The sequence below is a fragment of the Williamsia herbipolensis genome (assembly GCF_000964005.1).
Taxonomy (GTDB): domain Bacteria; phylum Actinomycetota; class Actinomycetes; order Mycobacteriales; family Mycobacteriaceae; genus Williamsia_A; species Williamsia_A herbipolensis.
In genome coordinates, this window is sequence record NZ_JXYP01000021.1 from 1 (window position 1) to 19,582 (window position 19,582).

The 19,582-nt window shown below is 69.8% G+C and carries 17 protein-coding genes and 1 rRNA gene; 1 reads left to right on the forward strand and 17 read right to left on the reverse strand.

Annotated features, from left to right (window positions below; translation table 11 throughout):
- Window positions 1-109 (reverse strand): 16S ribosomal RNA (locus TU34_RS11285); the annotation flags it as partial.
- On the opposite strand from TU34_RS11285, the gene TU34_RS23570 reads away from it, so the two are divergent.
- Window positions 105-335: a hypothetical protein gene (locus tag TU34_RS23570; RefSeq protein ID WP_150116497.1), complete on the forward strand. Its 231-nt coding sequence runs from the start codon at window positions 105-107 to the stop codon at window positions 333-335. The genes TU34_RS11285 and TU34_RS23570 overlap by 5 nt on opposite strands.
- A gap of 198 nt (window positions 336-533) precedes the next feature.
- Here the strand turns inward: TU34_RS23570 and tyrS are convergent, their stop codons facing one another.
- From tyrS to rplT, 16 genes are all read right to left on the reverse strand, one after another.
- Entirely contained in the window at window positions 534-1,805 is a 1,272-nt protein-coding gene (tyrS, locus tag TU34_RS11290) for a tyrosine--tRNA ligase (RefSeq protein WP_420835178.1), read from the reverse strand.
- A complete protein-coding gene (locus TU34_RS11295; protein ID WP_238981254.1) occupies window positions 1,802-2,500 on the reverse strand; it encodes a DNA-3-methyladenine glycosylase in 699 nt (232 codons plus the stop codon). Before TU34_RS11295 ends, tyrS begins: the two co-directional genes overlap by 4 nt.
- 9 nt (window positions 2,501-2,509) lie before the next feature.
- Complete coding sequence (locus TU34_RS11300; RefSeq protein ID WP_045823247.1) at window positions 2,510-2,731, reverse strand: Trm112 family protein; 222 nt, start codon at window positions 2,729-2,731, stop codon at window positions 2,510-2,512.
- Window positions 2,732-2,833: 102 nt separating this feature from the next.
- The gene (locus TU34_RS11305) at window positions 2,834-5,827 is read right to left on the reverse strand and encodes an AMP-binding protein (RefSeq protein WP_082080166.1); all 2,994 of its coding nucleotides are present in this window, start codon (window positions 5,825-5,827) and stop codon (window positions 2,834-2,836) included.
- Between the two features lie 42 nt (window positions 5,828-5,869).
- Complete coding sequence (argH, locus tag TU34_RS11310) at window positions 5,870-7,318, reverse strand: argininosuccinate lyase (protein WP_045823249.1); 1,449 nt, start codon at window positions 7,316-7,318, stop codon at window positions 5,870-5,872.
- Between the two features lie 8 nt (window positions 7,319-7,326).
- A complete protein-coding gene (locus TU34_RS11315; RefSeq protein WP_045822997.1) occupies window positions 7,327-8,544 on the reverse strand; it encodes an argininosuccinate synthase in 1,218 nt (405 codons plus the stop codon).
- A 70-nt stretch (window positions 8,545-8,614) separates the two neighbouring features.
- On the reverse strand, window positions 8,615-9,112 hold the full coding sequence (locus TU34_RS11320) for an arginine repressor (RefSeq protein WP_082080168.1): 498 nt from the start codon (window positions 9,110-9,112) through the stop codon (window positions 8,615-8,617).
- A complete protein-coding gene (gene argF, locus TU34_RS11325; RefSeq protein ID WP_045822998.1) occupies window positions 9,109-10,032 on the reverse strand; it encodes an ornithine carbamoyltransferase in 924 nt (307 codons plus the stop codon). Before argF ends, TU34_RS11320 begins: the two co-directional genes overlap by 4 nt.
- Window positions 10,032-11,234, reverse strand: coding sequence for an acetylornithine transaminase (locus TU34_RS11330; protein WP_045822999.1), 1,203 nt, complete (start codon window positions 11,232-11,234; stop codon window positions 10,032-10,034). The genes argF and TU34_RS11330 overlap by 1 nt, the downstream gene beginning before the upstream one ends.
- Complete coding sequence (gene argB / locus TU34_RS11335) at window positions 11,231-12,178, reverse strand: acetylglutamate kinase (protein ID WP_045823000.1); 948 nt, start codon at window positions 12,176-12,178, stop codon at window positions 11,231-11,233. The genes TU34_RS11330 and argB overlap by 4 nt, the downstream gene beginning before the upstream one ends.
- A complete protein-coding gene (argJ, locus tag TU34_RS11340) occupies window positions 12,175-13,383 on the reverse strand; it encodes a bifunctional glutamate N-acetyltransferase/amino-acid acetyltransferase ArgJ (protein ID WP_045823251.1) in 1,209 nt (402 codons plus the stop codon). Before argJ ends, argB begins: the two co-directional genes overlap by 4 nt.
- Before the next feature lie 47 nt (window positions 13,384-13,430).
- Entirely contained in the window at window positions 13,431-14,468 is a 1,038-nt protein-coding gene (argC, locus tag TU34_RS11345) for an N-acetyl-gamma-glutamyl-phosphate reductase (RefSeq protein WP_045823001.1), read from the reverse strand.
- Between the two features lie 73 nt (window positions 14,469-14,541).
- Entirely contained in the window at window positions 14,542-17,040 is a 2,499-nt protein-coding gene (pheT, locus tag TU34_RS11350) for a phenylalanine--tRNA ligase subunit beta (RefSeq protein WP_045823002.1), read from the reverse strand.
- A 52-nt stretch (window positions 17,041-17,092) separates the two neighbouring features.
- Complete coding sequence (gene pheS / locus TU34_RS11355) at window positions 17,093-18,136, reverse strand: phenylalanine--tRNA ligase subunit alpha (protein ID WP_045823003.1); 1,044 nt, start codon at window positions 18,134-18,136, stop codon at window positions 17,093-17,095.
- A gap of 141 nt (window positions 18,137-18,277) precedes the next feature.
- Window positions 18,278-19,084 (reverse strand): TrmH family RNA methyltransferase, encoded by an 807-nt coding sequence (locus TU34_RS11360; RefSeq protein ID WP_082080171.1) that lies wholly within the window; start codon window positions 19,082-19,084, stop codon window positions 18,278-18,280.
- A gap of 50 nt (window positions 19,085-19,134) precedes the next feature.
- Window positions 19,135-19,515 carry a 50S ribosomal protein L20 gene (gene rplT / locus TU34_RS11365; protein ID WP_045823004.1) on the reverse strand — a complete coding sequence of 127 codons (381 nt, stop codon included), beginning with the start codon at window positions 19,513-19,515 and terminating at the stop codon, window positions 19,135-19,137.
- Between the last annotated feature and the right edge of the window lie 67 nt (window positions 19,516-19,582).

The following is a 19,582-nucleotide window of genomic DNA, read 5'->3' on the forward strand; positions in this document are numbered from 1 at the left end:
TACTCACCCGTTCGCCACTCGAGTACCCCGAAGGGCCTTTCCGTTCGACTTGCATGTGTTAAGCACGCCGCCAGCGTTCGTCCTGAGCCAGGATCAAACTCTCCATGAAAAACCAGAGAAAAACAGCCACCAACCCAAAAGCCGGCAACCAGAATTTCAACACAATCTTCCCAGCAGAGAAAAAATCCCAACCAAAAAAACAACTGACAACCACCCCAAAAGGGCGGCATCAACAAAAAAACAGTGCCGGACTCAAAACCGACACCACAAAAAATGGCATAAACAATCCATCAACACACTATCGAGTTCTCAAAGAACACACACCCACGGACTGATCCTGTGACGAACCAGGCTCCGTGAGCCCCGTCAGAGCGCGTTGTTTCCCAACGATCTCTGACATGGGATTTGCACCCCAAGCGCGGAAGTTCCTCCGGAAACTCTCTCCGGTTTGTTTCCCCCGCTCTGCGGTGCGATATGAAAGTTACACAGGCGCGAACGCAGCGTCAAATCGCCTGGTCAGAGGCTCGCAAACGTTAACGGAAGCGCGCACCGGCGACGTTTCGCTTGCCGCGGCGCACCACGAGCCATCCGCCGGCCAGCAGATCCGCCGACGTCGCCACCCAGTCCGGGTCGACCACCTTCGCGTTGTTCACGTAGGCCCCACCCTCGGCGATCGTGCGACGAGCTGCCTTGTTGCCGTCACTGAGACCGGTCGCGACCAGCAACTCGACGATCGTGGGTTCGTCGGCGGACGCGTAGTCGGCGACCACGGTCTCCGAGAGTGCTGCGCCGAGCGTCGCCCCGTCGAGGTCGTCGAGGTCGGCACGGCCGAAGAGGGCCTGGCTCGCGGTCTGCACCGCACGGGTGGCCTCGTCGCCGTGGACCAACGTCGTCATCTCAGCGGCCAGTGTCTTCTGCGCCGAGCGCAGGTGCGGCGTCTCGGTGGTGGCGGTCTCGAGGGCGTCGATCTCGTCCCTGCTCAGGAAGGTGAACCACCGCAGGTATCGGATGACGTCGGCGTCGGCGGTGTTCACGAAGTACTGGTACCAGGCGTAGGGACTGGTCATCTCCGGGTCGAGCCACAGGCTCCCTCCCCCGGTGGACTTACCGAACTTCGTGCCGTCGGCCGCCGTGACCAGCGGGACCGTGATCGCGTGGAGGGCTGCCCCGTCGACGCGGCGCCCGAGGTCGACTCCACCGACGATGTTGCCCCACTGGTCGGAGCCGCCGATCTGCAACGAGCAGCCGTACCGACGGTGCAGTTGGACGAAGTCGTTGGCCTGCAGCAGCAGGTAGCTGAACTCGGTGTAGCTGATCCCGTCGCCGTCGAGGCGCCGCTTGATGGTGTCGCGCGCCAGCATGACGTTCACCGAGAAGTGCTTGCCGATGTCACGCAGGAAGTCGACGGCCGACAGCTCACCGGTCCAGTCCAGGTTGTTGGCGACGATCGCGCCGGTCTCGGTGTCGTCGATCGTGACGAACCTCTGCAGCTGTGCGTCGATGCGCTGGGCCCAGTCACGCACTGTGTCGGTGGTCTGCATCGTCCGCTCGCCGACATCTCGCGGGTCGCCGATCATGCCGGTCGCTCCCCCGGCCATCACGATGGGCCGGTGACCGGCGAGTTGGAAACGACGCAGCGTCAGCAGCGGCACGAGGTGCCCGGCGTGCAGGCTCGGCCCGGTGGGGTCGAACCCCGCGTACAGGGTCAGCACCCCGGCCGACACCGCCGCGCGCAGCTGGTCGATGTCGGTGGACTGCGCGATCAGGCCGCGCCACTGCAGCTCGTCGATGATGTCGGTGCTCACCAGTCCGATCCTTCCGCATCGATCGAGCCCGCGGCCAACCGACGTCGCCGGACCGCCGCCGATCCCGACCGGAAGGCCGAGACCGCCGGTGACCCGGCGATCCAGAACCGCCACGGTCGGCCGGTCGCGATGGTGATCCCCACCCTCGGCCCGCACACGACCGCGTCGTCGTCGAGAGGGGCGCCGCGGTGCAGACGTAGCGGGCTCGTCGGGGAACACAGATCGAGACCGTTGTCGGCGAGGTCGGCCGCGACAGCCGCGCCCAGATTCCCCGGCCCCATGGCGAGGCGATGCGCCGCAATCCCCGACGAGCGTGTCCGTGACCTGCGACGTACGACCGAGTCCTCTCCCTCGAGCACCTCGGCGGCGCGGAGAAGCACTGCGGCACCCTCGCCGTCTGCCTCGGCCGAGACGTTGAGGCAGAGATGGATGCCGTAGGAGCGGTAGACGTAGAGCCGGCCGGCCCGACCGAACATCACACGGTTGCGTGACGTCGGTCCACCGAAGCCGTGTGCCGCCGGATCGGGGTGACGCCCCGTCGCCGGACCGCCATAGGCCTCCACCTCGACGATCCGGAGTCGCACCGGACCCGCGCCGGGTTCGCCGGGCGCGACGAGGTCACATCCGAGGATCCGGCGGGCGACGGTGACCGGGTCGACGGACAGTTCGTCGACGGTCAACAGCGCATCGGACACCGCGGGTGATCAGCCGCCGGATCGGGCGATCAGTGCGTCGTGCTCGGCATCGTCGACCGACCGGGCCTCGGGGATGAGCAACACGGGGATGCCGTCGTCGATGCGGTAGACCTGCCGCAGGCGAGGGTTGTAGAGCACCTCGTCGGAGCCGCCGTTCCCCTCGATGTAGAGCAGTTCACCGTGGTCCTGCGGGCAGACAAGTCTCTCGCGCAGGAAGGCATCGAGCGGCATGTCTGCTCCTCGGATCGGTGTCGGCACCTCGGCGCCGACGGATCCCACCAGTCTACGAACGCGGTCGTGTTCGCGGTGCGACCGGCTCGCGTCGGGATCGGCTCAGGACGTACGAGCCGCGTTCGGTGCAGCGGCGTCGGCCGACGACATCTCCCATTCCTTCTCCGCGAGAACCGTGCGGGTGAGGCGGCGATAGCGGCCGGTGTCGTCGCGGTACCAGACCCGCGCACTCGGTTTCGGCAGCCCCTGGGCGCGGAACGACCCCGGCAGCGGCCGGTAGGAGTGGCTCACCGGGATGTCGTCGACCGCCCAGACGATGTGCGGACGCTCGGCGGCGGACAGGCCGGCCAGGGCCACACGCAGCGACGACACCGTCAGCGCGTGGGTCGTGCGGCGGGGTGAGACCACCGCCACCGCCAGCTGCGACCCCGGGGTGCCCACCGGGTACACGACGACCTGGTCGACATCGGGGTGGCGGGACAGCGCGGAGATGATCGGTTGCGGGTACACCGGTCCCTCCGAGGACTTGATCACGCTGTGGACGCCGGCCACCAACCAATGGTCGCCGTCGACGTCGCGGCGGACGAGCTGACCGGAGGTCTCCCACCGATCGTGACGACCGAAGACATCGCGCAGCACCGTGGCCCCGGTCTCGTTGCGCTGCCGCGTCTGCGCCAACAACAGACCGACCTCGTCGACGTGGGCCTCGCGCACGAAACCGCGCGGGTCGAGGAGGAACCGTTCCTCCACCACGTCCCAGGCCGCGACGCGAACCCGATTGGTCTCCGGCAGGGGCCGCCCGACGGATCCGACCTTGCCGCCGGAGATGTTGGCGAGGATCGCCGCACCGTCGGCGGTCGCATAGAACTCGATGACACCGGCGTCGGGGAATCGTTCGACGACGTCGTCCCACAACCCCGCGGGCATGCCCGAACCGATGAACAACCGGATCGGGTTGTGGTCGGTGATCGCCAGGTCGGTGTCACGGACGATGTCGCGCATCATCGTCCAGGTGTACGAGACGACGGTGATGCCGTACCGGTAGACCTCGCGCGCGAAACTCTCCGGTCCGATCCCCGACGACAGCGCGATGCGTGAACCGCCGACGACGGTCGCGCCGAGCGTGGTCAGCAGTCCCGATGCGTGATGCAGCGGGGTGAGGCAGTAGACGGTGTCGTTGTCGGTGAGCGAGGCCGCCGACGCAGCGCCGAACGCCGACATCGCCCAGCGGTGGTTGCTGATCGGCCACTTCTGCAGCGCTCCGTCGGCCCCGGTGAACAGGATGAACGCGAGGTCGCTCGCGAGTCCGGGGTCGCTGCGGTACCACGAGGGCACCTCGACCCGGTCGGGGTCGATCTGCTCCATGTCGATGACCTTGTCGCCGTCGGCCTGCGGGATGGAGCGGGCGTCCCCACCACCGAGGACGAGGACGCGTTCGGCGTGCGGCACGCACTCGTCGAGGCTCACCGGGTCGGCGACGACCACGAGCACGTCGGCGAGACGCAGCATCGTCGCCAGATCCGACGACGGGGGCAACGGGACGACCACGGCACCGAGTCGCGACAGTGCGGCGATCGCCACCAGCGCACTGGGACGGGTCTCCATCATGACGCCGACGTGCTCGCCGGGCCGAACCCCGCACTGGATGAGTCCGCGGACGACGTTGTCGATGCGGGTGTTGACCTCGGTGTGGCTCAGGACGCGGTCCTCGAAGAGGAACAGCTCGCGCCGTCCGGCGCGTTCGGCGTTCTCACTCATCAACTTGCCCAACGAGATCCGCGTACCGGGTTGGATCTGGCCGAGTCGCATGAGGCGGGGCAGGGTGCGGACGGACTCGCGCAGGACCGCCTGGGAGGTACGACGGAACGATCCCGCCGCCGCCACCATCTCGCGGCTCACGCCGGCGCCCGCGTCGGCGACGGCGCCGATGCCGTGGGTGACGCGCGAGGCGAGGCTGACCCCCGAACCGGAACTCTGCTGCGGGGTCACCGCCATCGGCGCGATGGCCTCGGGCTTGTCGCCGTTGCCCTCGTGCCACTGGATCCACCGGGCGGTCGTGGGCCAGCTCTGCGCTCCCGACACCGATCCCACGACGAGCCCGAAGTGTCCGACGGGCAGCATCGTCTCGTAGACATCGGCGCGCGGCGCGGCGCGGCGGATGCCCCGGACGGCGGCGGGTTGTCCGATGTCGTCGGCGCCGCCGACGAAAGCCAGTACGGGGCAGGTGATCTCGGCCAGGGTGACGAGGTGGTCGCGGATCACGAACCCGCCCGACACCATCCGGTTGTGCACCACGAACTGGCGCAGCAGTTCGGCGATCGCCGGACCCGACCAGGCGACCCACCCGTCGGCCTCGAGGAAGCGGCGCTGGTCCTCACGCGGCAACAATGCGTCGCGATCGTGGAGCTGGCGGAGGAAGTCGATACGGCTGCGCGCGGCCTTGACCGGATCGAGCAGCTGGAAGCCGGTGCGCGCCAACCACCCCGGGATGTTGAGCCGGTTGAAGACGTTGTCGGCGAAAACCTCGGCCAGCGGGGCCATGATGTTGGCGGGCAGCCCCAACGGGAGCGCGGCGAGCACGTCGACAGGGCTGCCGAAGGTGGTGAGGCTGGCGATCTGCTGCGACCGTCGGTAGGCGGCGGCCTGGTAGGCGAACATCCCGCCCTGGCTGTATCCCACGAGGTGGACATCACGCCCGGTCTCCTCGTGCATGAGGTCGATGATCTGGTCGATCGCCACGATGTGGTCGGCCAGGGTGCGTTCCATGCCCCCGGCCTCCTGGTCGGGGGAACCGAAGTCCACGACCCACGGGTCGATGCCCTGACCGTGCAGGATCGACACCGCACCGTTGTGCGGGGTGACGTCGTACACGTTGGCCGACACCATCATCGGCGGGATCAGCAGGACGGGGGGCCCACCGTTGAGGTCGTCGGGGAAGTAGCGCCGCAGGCGGTACATCGGCGCGGTCTCCTCGACCCGGAACGGGGTGGGCCGGGTGCCGGTGTCGAGCCCGCCCATGCGGATGACCTCGAGACCGTTCTGGGCGGTCGCGACGACCCGGTCCAGCGCGCGTCCGACGTTCGGGATGCCGACCACCCTGGCTACCTCCTGGTCGATGAATCCGTGATCGGTGTCACTCTACTCGCGATCCTGCGACGCCTGATCCCACCCGCGCAGAGCCGCGATCCGGTCGGCGACACGCGCGCGCTGTTCGGCGACGCGGACGCCCGCGGTACCGCCACGCGCCGATCGCGATCCGATGGATCCCTCCACCGTGAGAACCGATCGCACGGCGGGGGTCAGGTCACCCGAGATCGCGGCGAAGTCGGCGTCGTCGAGTTCGTCGAGGCCTATCCCCCGCGATTCCGCGGCGCGTACACAGGCGCCCGCCACCTCGTGGGCGACGCGGAACGGTACGCCCTGGCGCACCATCCACTCGGCGATGTCGGTGGCGAGGGTGAACCCGGCCGGCGCGAGGTCGGCCATGCGTTGGGGATGGAACTCGAGGGTGGCCACCATCCCGGCCATCGCGGGCAGCAGCAGGTCGAGCTGGGCGACCGAGTCGAAGACGGGCTCCTTGTCCTCCTGCAGGTCACGGTTGTAGGCCAGGGGTTGCGCCTTGAGCGTCGCGAGGAGTCCGGTGAGGTTGCCGATGAGGCGTCCGCTCTTGCCGCGCGCGAGTTCGGCGACGTCGGGGTTCTTCTTCTGCGGCATGATCGAGCTGCCGGTCGACCACGCGTCGGACAACGTCGCGTAGCCGAATTCCGATGTGGTCCACAGGATCACATCCTCGGCGAGGCGCGAGAGGTCGACGCCGATCATGGCCAGGACGAAGGCCCCCTCGGCCGCGAAGTCCCGCGACGCGGTGGCGTCGATCGAGTTCTCTGCGGCGCTGTCGAACCCGAGATCGGCGGCGATGGCGTCGGGGTCGAGGCCCAGCGACGACCCCGCCAGCGCGCCGGAGCCGTACGGAGACACCGCGGCGCGACGGTCGAGGTCGACGAGTCGGTCGACATCGCGCAGCAGCGGATGCGCGTGTGCGAGCAGGTGATGGGCGAGCAGGACCGGTTGCGCGGCCTGCAGATGCGTCTTGCCCGGCACCGCGACGTCGGGGTACCGCTGGGCCTGTTCGACGAGCGCGGCGGCGACATCGAGCACACCCTCGGCGACGCGTCGGATGGCATCACGCAGCCACATGCGGAAGAGCGTGGCGACCTGGTCGTTGCGTGAGCGTCCCGCCCGGAGGCGGCCACCCACCTCGGGTCCGACCCGCTCGATGAGCCCTCGCTCGAGGGCGCCGTGGACGTCCTCGTCGGACTCGTCCGGCGTGAACGCACCGCTCGCGACGTCCTCCCCCAGTCGGTGGAGCCCGTCGAGCATCGTCGCCAGGTCCGCCTCGGACAGCAGCCCGGCACCGTGGAGCACGCGGGCGTGCGCCGCCGACGCCTTCACGTCGTAGGGCGCCAAGGCCCAGTCGAAGTGGGTCGACTTGCTCAGGGCGGCCATCGCGTCGGCCGGTCCCGAGGCGAAACGACCGCCCCACAGCGCGCCGGTGTTGGTCCCGTGCCGGTCGGCTCCCGAGGTCATCGGCGCCGTCACTGCCCCTGCGGTGCGACGTCGCCGCGGTCACGGCGGGCGGCGATCTTCGACGACAGGCCGTGCAGCTGCACGAACCCCTTGGCCGAGGACTGGTCGAAGGTGTCACCCGCGTCGTAGGTGGCGAGGTTGAAGTCGTACAGCGACTCCGGGCTGCGCCGTCCGTTGATCACCACGGTGCCCGCGTGCAGCACCAAGCGGATGTCGCCGGTGACGTGCTCCTGGGTCTGGGCGACGAAGGCGTCGAGTGCGCTCTTGAGCGGCGAGTACCAGAGGCCGTCGTAGACCAGCTCGGCCCACTTCTGGTCGGTGCGACGCTTGTAGCGTCCGAGCTCGCGCTCGAGGGTGACGTGTTCGAGTTCCTCGTGGGCGCGGATGAGGACCATCGCGCCCGGCGCCTCGTAGACCTCTCGGCTCTTGATGCCCACGAGCCGGTCCTCCACGACGTCGAGGCGCCCGACGCCCTGCTTGCCCGCGCGGGTGTTGAGCTCCTGGATCGCCTCGAGCACCGACACCGGGCGACCGTCGATCGCGATCGGGCGGCCCTTGTCGAAGCTGATGACGAGCTCGTCGGGTGCGGAGAAGTTGACCGTGGGGTCGTCGGTGTAGTCGTAGACGTCCTTGGTGGGGGCGTTCCACAGGTCCTCGAGGAAGCCGGTCTCGACGGCGCGTCCCCACACGTTCTGGTCGATGGAGAAGGGCGACTTCTTCGTGACGTTGATCGGGATCGCGTTCTCCTCGGCGAAGGCGATCGCCTTCTCGCGGGTCCACGCGTAGTCGCGCACGGGTGCGAGCACCTCGAGTTCGGGTGCGAGGGTGTTGAACCCGACCTCGAAGCGGACCTGGTCGTTGCCCTTGCCGGTGCACCCGTGGGCGACCACCGTGCCGCCGTGCGAGCGCGCGTTCTCCACGAGGTGCTTGACGATGAGCGGGCGGCTGATGGCCGACAGCAGCGGGTAGCGGTCCATGTAGAGCGCGTTGTTCTGCACGGTGGGCAGGCAGTACTCCTCGGCGAACTCGTCGCGTGCGTCGACGACGACGGCCTCGACGGCGCCGCAGTCGATGGCGCGCTGCCGGATGGCCTCCATGTCCTCGCCGCCCTGTCCGAGATCGATCGCGACCGCGACCACCTCCTTGCCGGTCTCGCGACCGATCCAGCTGATGGCGACTGAGGTGTCCAGTCCTCCGGAGTAGGCGAGAATGACGCGTTCGGTCATGAGTTCTGGGGCTCCCTGGTTGTCGTGTGTCGGGCGAGGTCGGTTCCGGCCGGGCCGGGTTCGGGTGTGGTCACGCGAGGCCCTCGATCATGCGGGCGAGGTCGGCGCCGCTGGTGCCGTCGCGGGCGACCACGAAGATGGTGTCATCACCGGCGACGGTGCCCACCACCTGAGTCAGGCTGGCGCGGTCGATCGCGCTGGCGAGATAATGCGCGGCTCCCGGGGGTGTCCGCAGGACGGCCATGTTGCCGGCGTGGTCGGTGGAGACCAGCAGGTCGGCCAGCAGACGCGACAGTCGGTCGGTGCCACCGGACACCCCGCGGACCGGGGACCCGTCCTCGGGCACCACGTAGACGCCGGCGCCACCGTCGGCGGCACGCAGTTTGACCGCGCCGAGCTCGTCGAGATCGCGCGACAGCGTCGCCTGGGTGGCGTCTATCCCGGCCTGCGCGAGCAGCGTCTGCAACTCGACCTGGCTGCGAACCGGCGTGGCGGAGAGGATGTGGACGATCTCGGCCAGCCGTCCCGCGCGGGTCGGCGACGGCCGCCCCAGCGGCGCGGCGCTCACGAGTGCTCCAACAGCCAGATCAGCAGCGCCTTCTGCGCGTGCAGACGATTCTCGGCCTCGTCGAAGACCACGCTGCGCGGTCCGTCGATGACGTCGGCGGTGATCTCCTCGCCCCGGTGAGCGGGCAGGCAGTGCATGACCATGACGTCGTCGGCGGCACCGGCGAGCAGGGCGTCGTTCACCTGGTAGGGCCGGAACGGCGCGACGCGGTCGAGTCCGTCGCCCTCGTCGCCCATCGACGTCCAGGTGTCGGTGACGACGATGTCGGCACCGGCGACCGCGGCGTGCGGGTCGCCCTCGATGCGGGCGGTCGCGCCGGTCTGTGCGGCGCGTGCGGTGACGGCGTCGAGAACCCATGGGGCGGGACGGAACTGCTCGGGCGAGGAGACCGTCACGTTCATGCCCGCCGTCACCCCGCCGAGCAGCAGCGAGTGCGCCATGTTGTTCGCGCCGTCGCCGAGGTAGGTCATCGACAAGCCCGCCGTGGTGCCCTTGTGCTCGATGATCGTCTGCAGGTCGGCGAGCACCTGACACGGGTGGAACTCGGTCGACAGGGCGTTGACGACGGGGACCGTCGCCGTCGAGGCCATCGCCTCGAGACGCTCCTGTCCGAAGGTGCGCCACACGATCGCGCGCACGAAGCGCGACAGGACCCGGCCGGTGTCCTCGAGGGTCTCGTCGCGGCCCATCTGGCTGGACTTGCCGTCGACGATCACGGCGTGACCGCCGAGTTGGGCGATCCCGACCTCGAAGGAGAACCGGGTGCGGGTGGAGTTCTTGTCGAAGATCACCCCGACGCCGTGCGGTCCCTCGAGTGGTCGGTGCGCGAACGGGTCGCGCTTGACCTCGGCCGCGAGGGCGAGCACCTCGGCCTGCTCGGCCGGGGTGAGGTCGTCGTCGCGCAGGAAGTGTCGGACCATCAGGCCGCTCCGGGGTTCGTGTGGGCCGCGGCGTCGCGGGCGGCGTCGAGGATGTCGGGCAGGGCGGCGACGAAGCCGGTCGCCTGGTCGTCGGTGAGGATGAGCGGCGGCGCCAGTCGCAGCACGTCCGCGGCCGGGGCGTTGATGAGGAAGCCGGCCGCGCGTGCCGCCCGTTCGACATGCGCCGCAACGGATGCGGTGAGCACGACACCCAGCAGGAGGCCGGCGCCCCGCACATGCGACACCAGCGGATGGTCGAGGTCCTCGATGCCCGTGGCGAGCGTCTTGCCGACGGCCGCGACGTGGTCGAGGAGCCCTGCGGCGTCGATCTCGCCGATCACCGCCAGCGCGGCCGCCGCGCACACCGGGTTGCCGCCGAACGTCGTGCCGTGTTGGCCGGGTGAGAGCAGGTCGGCCGCGGCACCGGTGGCGAGGCAGGCGCCGATGGGCAGGCCACCGCCCAGCCCCTTGGCCAGGGTGATGACGTCGGGGACGATGCCGACGGCCTGGTGGGCGTAGAACGTGCCGGTGCGCCCGATGCCGGTCTGCACCTCGTCGAGGACGAGCAGCGCGCCCCGCTCGGCGGTGATCCGGCGGGCCGCGGCCAGATAGTCGGCCGGTGGGACCACCACGCCGGCCTCGCCCTGGATCGGTTCGAGGAACACCGCGGCCGTGTTCTCGTCGACGGCGGCGTCGAGGGCGTCGATGTCGCCGTACGGGACGTGGGACACCCCCGCAGGCATCGGTTCGAACGGCGCACGCTTGGCCGGTTGTCCGGTGAGCGCGAGGGCACCCATCGTGCGGCCGTGGAAGCCGTTCTCCGCGGCCACGATGTGCGGCCGGCCGGTGCGGCGGGCGATCTTGAACGCCGCCTCGTTCGCCTCGGCCCCGGAGTTGCAGAAGAACGCGCGGCCGGGGGTCCCCAGCCGGGCGAGCAACGTCTCGGCGAGTGCGACGACCGGTTCGCTGACGTAGAGGTTGGAGACGTGTCCGAGCGTGCTGAGTTGCCGTGTGACGGCTTCGATCACGGCCGGATGCGCGTGCCCGAGCGCGTTGACCGCGATCCCGCCGAGCAGGTCGAGGTACTCGGAGCCGTCGACGTCGGTGACGACCGCGCCGCGTCCGCTGCGCAGTGCCACCGCGGGGGTGCCGTAATTGTCCATCAGCGCGTGGGACCAGCGCTGTTGCATCGGTGCGGTCATGAGTTCACCTCGTTCGTGTGGGTTGTGGCGCCGCCGGTGGGGGTCGCGGCCGTCGGGACGACCATGGTCCCGATGCCCTCTCCGGTGAACAGTTCCAGGAGCATCGAGTGCGCCACGCGGCCGTCGATCACGTGGGCGCGCGGGACGCCGCCCGTGACCGCGCGCAGGCAGGCCTCCATCTTCGGGATCATCCCCGAGTCCAGTTGCGGCAGAAGCGCTTCGAGGGTGTCGACGTCGATGCTCGAGGTGAGCGATCCGCGGTCGGGCCAGTTGGTGTAGAGCCCCTCGACGTCGGTCAACATCACCAGCTTCTCGGCGCCGAGGGCCTCCGCGAGTGCGGCGGCCGCGGTGTCGGCGTTGATGTTGTGGACCACGCCGTCGGCATCGGGTGCGATGGTCGACACCACCGGGATCCGACCGGCCGCGATGAGGTCGGTGACGGCGCGGGGGTCGACGGTGGTCACGTCGCCGACGAGACCGATGTCGGTGGCCACGCCGTCGACGAGCGCGGTACGACGGGTGGCGGTGAAAAGATGGGCGTCCTCACCGGTGATGCCGACCGCGTAGGGACCGTGCGCGTTGATGAGTCCGACGAGCTCCCGACCGACCTGACCGAACAGCACCATGCGCACGACGTCCATCACCTCGGGGGTGGTGACGCGGTAGCCGCCCCGGAACTCGCCGGTGAGACCGAGCCGGGTGAGCATCGCCGAGATCTGCGGTCCGCCGCCGTGCACGACGACGGGGTGGATCCCGCACGTGCGCAGGAAGACCATGTCCTGGGCGAACGCGGCCTTGAGGTCGTCGTCGACCATCGCGTTGCCGCCGTACTTGACCACGATGACCTTGCCGGCGAAACGCTGCAGCCACGGCAACGCCTCGGTGAGGACGTGCGCCTTGGCCAGCGGACTGAGGTCGCCCGCGACGGATCCGACGGTGGTCATGAGGAGTACGCCGAGTTCTCTTCGACGTAGCCGTGGGAGAGGTCGGTGGTGCGGATCGTGGCCCGACCCGACCCCACCGCGAGGTCGACGGTCACCACGATGTCGGTCCCGGAGAGGTCGACCTCGCGCGCACCGGCGACACCACATCCGTTGCGGGACACGACATGACCGTTGAAGTCGATGGTGATCGTGTCGGGGTCGAGCTCGACCGGCGCCATCCCGACCGCGGCCAGGACGCGTCCCCAGTTCGGGTCGGATCCGAACAACGCCGTCTTCACCAGACTGTCGCGGGCGACCGTCCTCGCGACGGTGACCGCGTCGTCGTCGCTGTGTGCTCCGGTCACGGTGACCAGGATCCGTTTGGTGGCGCCCTCGGCGTCGGCCATGAGCTGCTCGGCGAGATCGTCGCATGCGGCGAACACCGCGGCGGCGAACGCGTCGGCGTCGGGCTCGATGTCGCTCGCACCCGAACTCAGCAGCAGCACGGTGTCGTTCGTGGAGCACGAACCGTCGACGTCGAGGCGGTCGAACGTCCGGGCGGTGGCGGCACGGAGCGCCGAATCCAGTGCTGCGGCATCGACCTTCGCATCGGTGGTGATGACCACGAGCATCGTCGCCAACGACGGCGCGAGCATGCCCGCCCCCTTGGCCATCCCGCCGACGTTCCAACCGGCGGTGTGGTGCACGGCCACCTGCTTGGGCACGGTGTCGGTGGTCATGATCGCGTGGGCGGCGTCGGTGCCGCCCGACAGTCCGCCGGCCATGTCACACACGATCGCGGTGACGCCGGGCAGCAGCTTGTCCATCGGCAGGCGATCGCCGATCAGGCCGGTCGAGCAGACCGCGACCTCGATCGCCCCGGTCTCGGTGCCCCAGTTGCTCAGCGCCGAGGCGACGGCCTCGGCGGTGGCGTGGGTGTCACCGAATCCGTCGGGGCCGGTGCAGGCGTTGGCGCCACCGGAGTTGAGCACCACGGCACGCAGCCGCCCGGTGGTCAGCACCTGCTGCGACCACTGCACGGGCGCCGCCTTGACCTTGTTGCGGGTGAAGACGCCGGCGGCCGTGTAGTCGGGGCCCTCGTTGAACACGAGCGCGAGATCGGGTCGGCCCGACGCCTTGATCCCGGCCGCCATGCCCGCCGCGCGGAAGCCCAGCGGTGCGGTGACGCCCTGATCGCGGACCACCGAGCCGTCGAGAGTGTCGATCGCGTTCTGTGCAGAGACCCTGTCGCTCACGGCGTCCAACCCATCACTCACGGGGCCACCCCCACCGTCGAAAGTCCTTCGTTCTCGGCGAAACCCATGGCCAGGTTCATCGACTGCACCGCCGCTCCCCCGGTTCCCTTGGTCAGGTTGTCGATCGCGCCGACCACGACGAGCGTCTGCGCCCGTTCGTCGACCGACACCGACAGCGCCGCCGAGTTCGATCCGATCACCGAACCGGTGGTGGGCAGACGATCGTCGGGCAGCAGGTGCACGAAAGGCTCGTCGACGTACGCCTTCTCGTAGATCGCGCGGACCTCATCGGCGGTGGCCGAGGTCCGTGCGGTGCAGGTGGCGAGGATGCCACGCGCCATCGGGACGAGCACCGGTGTGAACGACACCGACACGGGCTCGCCCGCCGCGGCCGAGAGCGCCTGCGCGATCTCGGGATTGTGCCGGTGTGCGCCGGCGACGCCGTAGGCCCGAGCCGATCCGATGACCTCCGAGGCGAGGAGGTCGATGCGCGTCGAGCGGCCGGCGCCGGAGGTCCCGCTCACCGCGACGACCGTCACGGCCGACTCGACGACGCGCGCGGTCACGGCGGGCAGCAGCGACAGGATGGACACGGTCGGGTAGCACCCGGGCACGGCGATCCGCGTGGCGCCGGACAGCACGTCACGGTTCCCGGGGATCTCGGGGAGGCCGTACGGCCATGTGCCGGCGTGGGGGGTCCCGTAGAACCGGGTCCATTCCTGGGCATCGGAGAGCCGGAAGTCGGCGCCGCAGTCGATCACGAGGGTCGACGGTGGCAGCGCGTCGGCGATGGGTCCCGACGTGCCGTGCGGCAGCGCGAGGAAGACGACGTCGTGGCCGGCGAGCACCTCGGCGGTGGTGTCGGCGAGCACGCGGTCGGCGAGGGGGAACAGGTGGGGCTGATGCGCACCGAGCAGTGTTCCCGCGTTCCCTCCCGCGGTCAGCGCACCGATGGTGACCTCACCGGACGCCACACGGGGGTGCCCGAGCAGCAGGCGCAGGATCTCGCCTCCGGCGTACCCACTCGCACCCGCCACGGCAATCGACATCGACATGTGACTCATTATGCAGAACTTTGCAAGTTAATTCATCACCGGGGGTCGGGCGTCGACGATCACCGCGACGACGTCACCGCAGACGGGCGCCGACCACCTCACCCGCGTGCGCGACCGCGGCGTCGCGGGCGCCCGAGGCGTCGTCCTCGGTCAGCGTCCGGTCGGCGGCGCGGAAACGCAGGGCGAACGTCAACGATTTCGAGCCCTCCCCGACCTGCGATCCCGTGAACACGTCGTAGAGCCGGATGTCCTCGAGCAGTGCACCCGCACCCGCCACCAGGGCGCGTTCGACATCGGCGGCGGCGACCCCGGCGTCGACCACCACCGCGACGTCCTGCAACACCGCGGGGAACAGCGACAGCTGCGGCGCGGGCAGCGCCGAGGACAGCGGGAGGAGATCCAGTTCGAGCTCGACGGCACAGGTTCGGGGCGGCAGACCGGCCCGGTCGATGACAGCGGGGTGCAGCTCACCGGCCCACCCGACGTCGATCGATCCGCCCGCACCGTCGTCGGCGACCACCCGGGCGCACCGCCCGGGGTGCCACGGCACGTGCTCGGCGGCGACCATGCGCAGCTCCACCCCCGAGGCCCGACCGATCACGCGCGCGGCGTCGAAGGCATCCGACGCCTCGACCGGGCGTCCCGGACCCCACGGTCCCGCGGGCTCACGCGCGCCGGTGAGGACGACCGCGGCGCGCAGGGGCTGACGCGGCAACGACCCCATCAGCTCGGCGATCTCGTCCGACGTCGGGCGGCGGGTCACGTCGACGGTGGCGACGGGGTGGACGTTCTCGTCGGCGATCATCACCTGCCCGATCGTGTAGAGCGCGACGTCGCGCTGCCCGCGGGCGAGGTTGCGGACGGCCATCTCGACGAGGCCGGGCAGCAGCGTCGTGTTCAACTCGCTGCGCGCGGACTCCAGCGGGTTGAGCACCCGCACCGTCGCGCGCCGCGGGTCGTCGGCGTCGACGCCCCAGAGGTCGAGGACGCCGGCGGGCATGAACGGGAACGGCAGCACCTCGACGAATCCCGACATGGCCAGCGCGCGACCGACACTGCGGCGGCGGATCTGCTCCCGGGTCAGGCCGGTCCCCGCCGGGGCGCTGGGCGGTACCGCGGGGATGTTCTCCAACCCCTCCAGTCGCAGCACCTCCTCGACCAGGTCGGCCGACTGCCGCAGATCCGAGCGCCACGACGGCGGCGACACCTGCAGGGTGCCGTCGGCGCTCTCGCTCACGACGCAACCGACCTGCTCGAGGCGGCGCACGGTGGTTCCCGGTGCGTAGGTGATCCCCGCGACGCGGTCGGGGAGGTCCGGGGCGATGGTCACCGTTGCCGGGGTCGTCTCGATCGCGACGTCGGTGTGACCGGGATCGGGTCGGCCGCCGGCGATCTCCACGATGAGTGCGGTGGCACGGGCCAACGCGATCGCGGTGATCTGCGGGTCCACCGTGCGTTCGAATCGCTTGCCGGCCTCGCTGGAGAGCCGGTGACGTCGTCCGGTCCGGAACGCCGACACCGGGTCGAAGTTCGCCGCCTCGAGGATGACATCGACGGTGTCGGTGGAGATCTCGCTCTCGGCGCCACCCATCACGCCGGCCAGGGCGATCGGTCCGCGGTCGTCGGCGATGACGACGTCATCGGGGTCGAGGGTGCGCTCCACGCCGTCGAGGGTGGTGAGCGTCTCCCCCGCGCTCGCGCGACGCACCACGATCGTGCCGGCCACGTGCGCGGCATCGAACGCGTGCAACGGTTGCCCGAGTTCGAGCATCACGTAGTTCGTCACGTCGACCGCGGCCGAGATCGGCCGCACGCCCGCGACCAGCAGTCGCTTCTGGATCCACCACGGCGACACCGCCGTCGGGTCGACGCCGCGGATGACCTGCGCGCAGTAGCGGGTGGCGGACGAGGCCGGATCGATGCGGACCGGCCACGCATCGACCGATGACCCGTCGCCGTCGCTCGGCGCCTCGGCACCCGCGGGATCGACGTAGGGCAGATCGAAGCTCGCCGCGAGTTCTCGCGCCAGCCCACGTACCGAGAACGCGTAGCCACGGTCGGGTGTGACGTTCACGTCGATCGCGGTGTCGTCGAGGCCGAGGGCGGTGAGCGCGTCGGTTCCGGGCTCCGCGGTACCCGGGGCGAGCACCAGGATCCCGGAATGGTCGGTGCCGATGCCCAGCTCCGACACCGAGCAGATCATGCCGTCGGAGGTGTGACCGTAGGTCTTGCGTGCGGCGATGGCGAAGTCGCCGGGCAGGACGCTGCCGGGAAGGGCGGCCACGATCAAGTCGCCCTCGGCGAAGTTACGTGCGCCGCAGACGATTCCGCGGGGGGCATCCTCGCCGACGTCTACCTGACAGAACCGGATCGGCTTCTTGAACTCGGTGAGCTCGGTGATCTGCTCGACCCGCCCGATCACCAGTGGCCCGGTGATGGTCGGGAAGTCCTCGACATCCTCGATCTCGAAGCCGACGCGTACGAAGCCGGCATCGATCTCGGCGGTCGACGCCGCGAAGTCGGCGGCTCCGCGCTGCAGTGATTCGGTCAACCAGGACTGGGGAACGCGCACTGTGGCTCAACTACTTTCGAGATCGAGGTCGGGAACGGCGGTGGGGCCGAGGTCAGATCGCGGGGCCGAACGGCAGCGTGAAGCGGACGTCGCCCTCGACCATGTCGCGCATGTCGGGGAGGTCGTTGCGGAACTGCAGGGTGCGCTCGAGGCCCATGCCGAACGCATATCCCGAGTAGATCTCCGGGTCGATCCCGGCCGCGCGCAGCACATTCGGGTTGACCATGCCGCAGCCGCCCCACTCCACCCATCCGGGCCCGCCCTTCTTGGCCGGGAACCACACGTCGACCTCCGCCGACGGTTCGGTGAAGGGGAAGAAGTTCGGCCGCATCCGGGTCGTGGTGTCGGGACCGAAGATCGCCTTCGCGAGGATCTCGAGCGTGCCGCGCAGGTTGGCCATGGTGAGGCCTCTGTCGACGGCGAGCCCCTCCACCTGGTGGAACACCGGGGTGTGGGTGGAGTCGAGCTCGTCGGTGCGGAACGTCCGTCCCGGACAGGCGACGTAGATGGGCACCTCGCGCGTCAGCATCGACCGCACCTGGACCGGCGAGGTGTGGGTACGCAACACCTGCCGCGAACCCTCGGGCGCGATGTAGAAGGTGTCCTGCATGGAACGCGCGGGGTGGTCGGGCAGGAAGTTGAGCGCATCGAAGTTGAACTGTTCGGTCTCCACCTCCGGTCCCTCGGCGATCTCCCACCCCATCGCGACGAAGACGTCGGCGACCTGTTCGGCGATGACCGTGATGGGGTGTCGCGCGCCGACCGGACGCCGCGCGCTCGGCAGCGTCACGTCGATGGCCTCCTCGGCCAGGACCGCCGCGTCGCGCTCGGCGGTCAGCACGACGACACGCTCGTCGTAGGCCTGCTGCGCCCGACCGCGGACCACGTTCACACGCTTGCCCGCCTCGGCCCGCTCGGTCTTCGGCAGATCACCGAGAGCACGCCGCGCGAGGGCGATCGCCGACCGGTCACCGAGGTGGTCGGTCTTCGCCTGGGCGAGCTGGGTCAGATCGCCCGCGGCCGCGAACGCGGCGACGGCCGCATCGGCTGCCGCGTCCAACGACTCCTCGGTGGCTCCTGACGTTTCGCTGCTCACGACGAACCCAGCTCCTCTCCGTGTCGATGGTGGTCGATTCGACCTCGTGCCCGTGTCGCCGTCGAGCGTATCGGATCCCTCCGGTCGCCCCACGCAGCGGTTACCGACCAAAGCCGCAGGTCACGCCCGCCGCCGGACGATTCAACGACGGGTGGCGCGCGCGCTCGACCACAGACAGACGGCGGCGGCCGCCGCGATGTTCAGGCTCTCGGCCCGACCGCGGATAGGTATGGACACCCGATGGTCGGCCGCGGCGAGCACCTCGGGCGGCAGTCCGTGCGCCTCGTTGCCGAACAGCCACGCCACCCCGGTGGCCAGCACGGCGTCGGCGTCGTCGAGGGACAGCTCGCCGTCGGCCGCGGTGGCCAGCACGGCGATCCCCGCTGCGCGGAGGGCGTCGACGATCGCCTGCGGGTCCTGCGCCCGCGCGACCGGTATGTGGAACACACTGCCGGCGCTTGCCCGCACGGCCTTGCCGTTGTGCGGGTCGACCGAGGACGCGCCCACGAGGAGCACGCCCGCGCACCCCATGGCGTCGGCGGTGCGGATGAGTGTGCCGGCGTTGCCCGGATCGGAGATGTCCACGCCGACGGCGACCGTCGCGGTCGGGCCGGCGCGGTCGATGATGTCGGCCGGCGAGGCGTCGAGCAGATCGCAGATCGCGAACAGGCCGGGGGTCGTGGAGGTCTCGGCGAGCTTGTCGGCGGCCCGCGCGGTGACCACGAGGATCTCGATCCCCGCCGTGCGCGCCATGTCGAGGACGTCGGCGTGGCGGAACTCCTCGTCGACGCGCACGAGGACGGTGCGCACGACACCGACGTCGAGAGCCGACCGCACCGCGTTCGTCCCCTCGATCAGGAACTCACCACGGTCGCGCCGCTCACTCGCGCGATGCAGCTTGGCAAACGAGACGACCCGCGTGGAGCGCTCGGTGAGTGCTGCGTCCACTGCGGGTCGTGTCGTCAGGGGTCGAGATGCGTCAGGCGACGGATCGTCGATCAGGCTGCCGGGGCGTTGACGTCGTCGGGCAGCGCCTTCTTGGCGATGGCCACCAGACCGGCGAACGCCTCGGGGTCGCTGACGGCGATCTCGGCGAGGATCTTGCGATCCACCTCGAGCTCCGCGATCTTCAGACCCTGGATGAAGCGGTTGTAGGTGATGTCGTTCGCGCGGGCCGCGGCGTTGATCCGCGAGATCCACAGCTTGCGGAACTCACCCTTGCGCGCACGGCGGTCGCGGTAGGCGTAGGTGAGGGAGTGCAGCTGCTGCTCTTTGGCCTTGCGGTAGAGCCGCGAACGCTGGCCGCGGTAACCCTTGGATGCCTCCAGGGTTGTCCGACGCTTCTTCTGGGCGTTGACCGCCCTTTTCACGCGTGCCACGTGGAATACCTCTTACTGTGTCGAGACCGCGCTCGGCGATCGATGAAACGGATGTGTGAGCGCGTCG

Coding starts and splice junctions, on each gene's coding strand:
- TU34_RS23570 (WP_150116497.1), top strand. CDS start 105: ATGAAAAACCAGAGAAAAACAGCCACCAACCCAAAAGCCGGCAACCAG.
- TU34_RS11300 (WP_045823247.1), bottom strand. CDS start 2,731: ATGCCGCTCGATGCCTTCCTGCGCGAGAGACTTGTCTGCCCGCAGGAC.
- argH (WP_045823249.1), bottom strand. CDS start 7,318: ATGACCTCGGGAGCCGACCGGCACGGGACCAACACCGGCGCGCTGTGG.
- TU34_RS11315 (WP_045822997.1), bottom strand. CDS start 8,544: ATGACCGAACGCGTCATTCTCGCCTACTCCGGAGGACTGGACACCTCA.
- argF (WP_045822998.1), bottom strand. CDS start 10,032: ATGGTCCGACACTTCCTGCGCGACGACGACCTCACCCCGGCCGAGCAG.
- TU34_RS11330 (WP_045822999.1), bottom strand. CDS start 11,234: ATGACCGCACCGATGCAACAGCGCTGGTCCCACGCGCTGATGGACAAT.
- argB (WP_045823000.1), bottom strand. CDS start 12,178: ATGACCACCGTCGGATCCGTCGCGGGCGACCTCAGTCCGCTGGCCAAG.
- argC (WP_045823001.1), bottom strand. CDS start 14,468: ATGTCGATGTCGATTGCCGTGGCGGGTGCGAGTGGGTACGCCGGAGGC.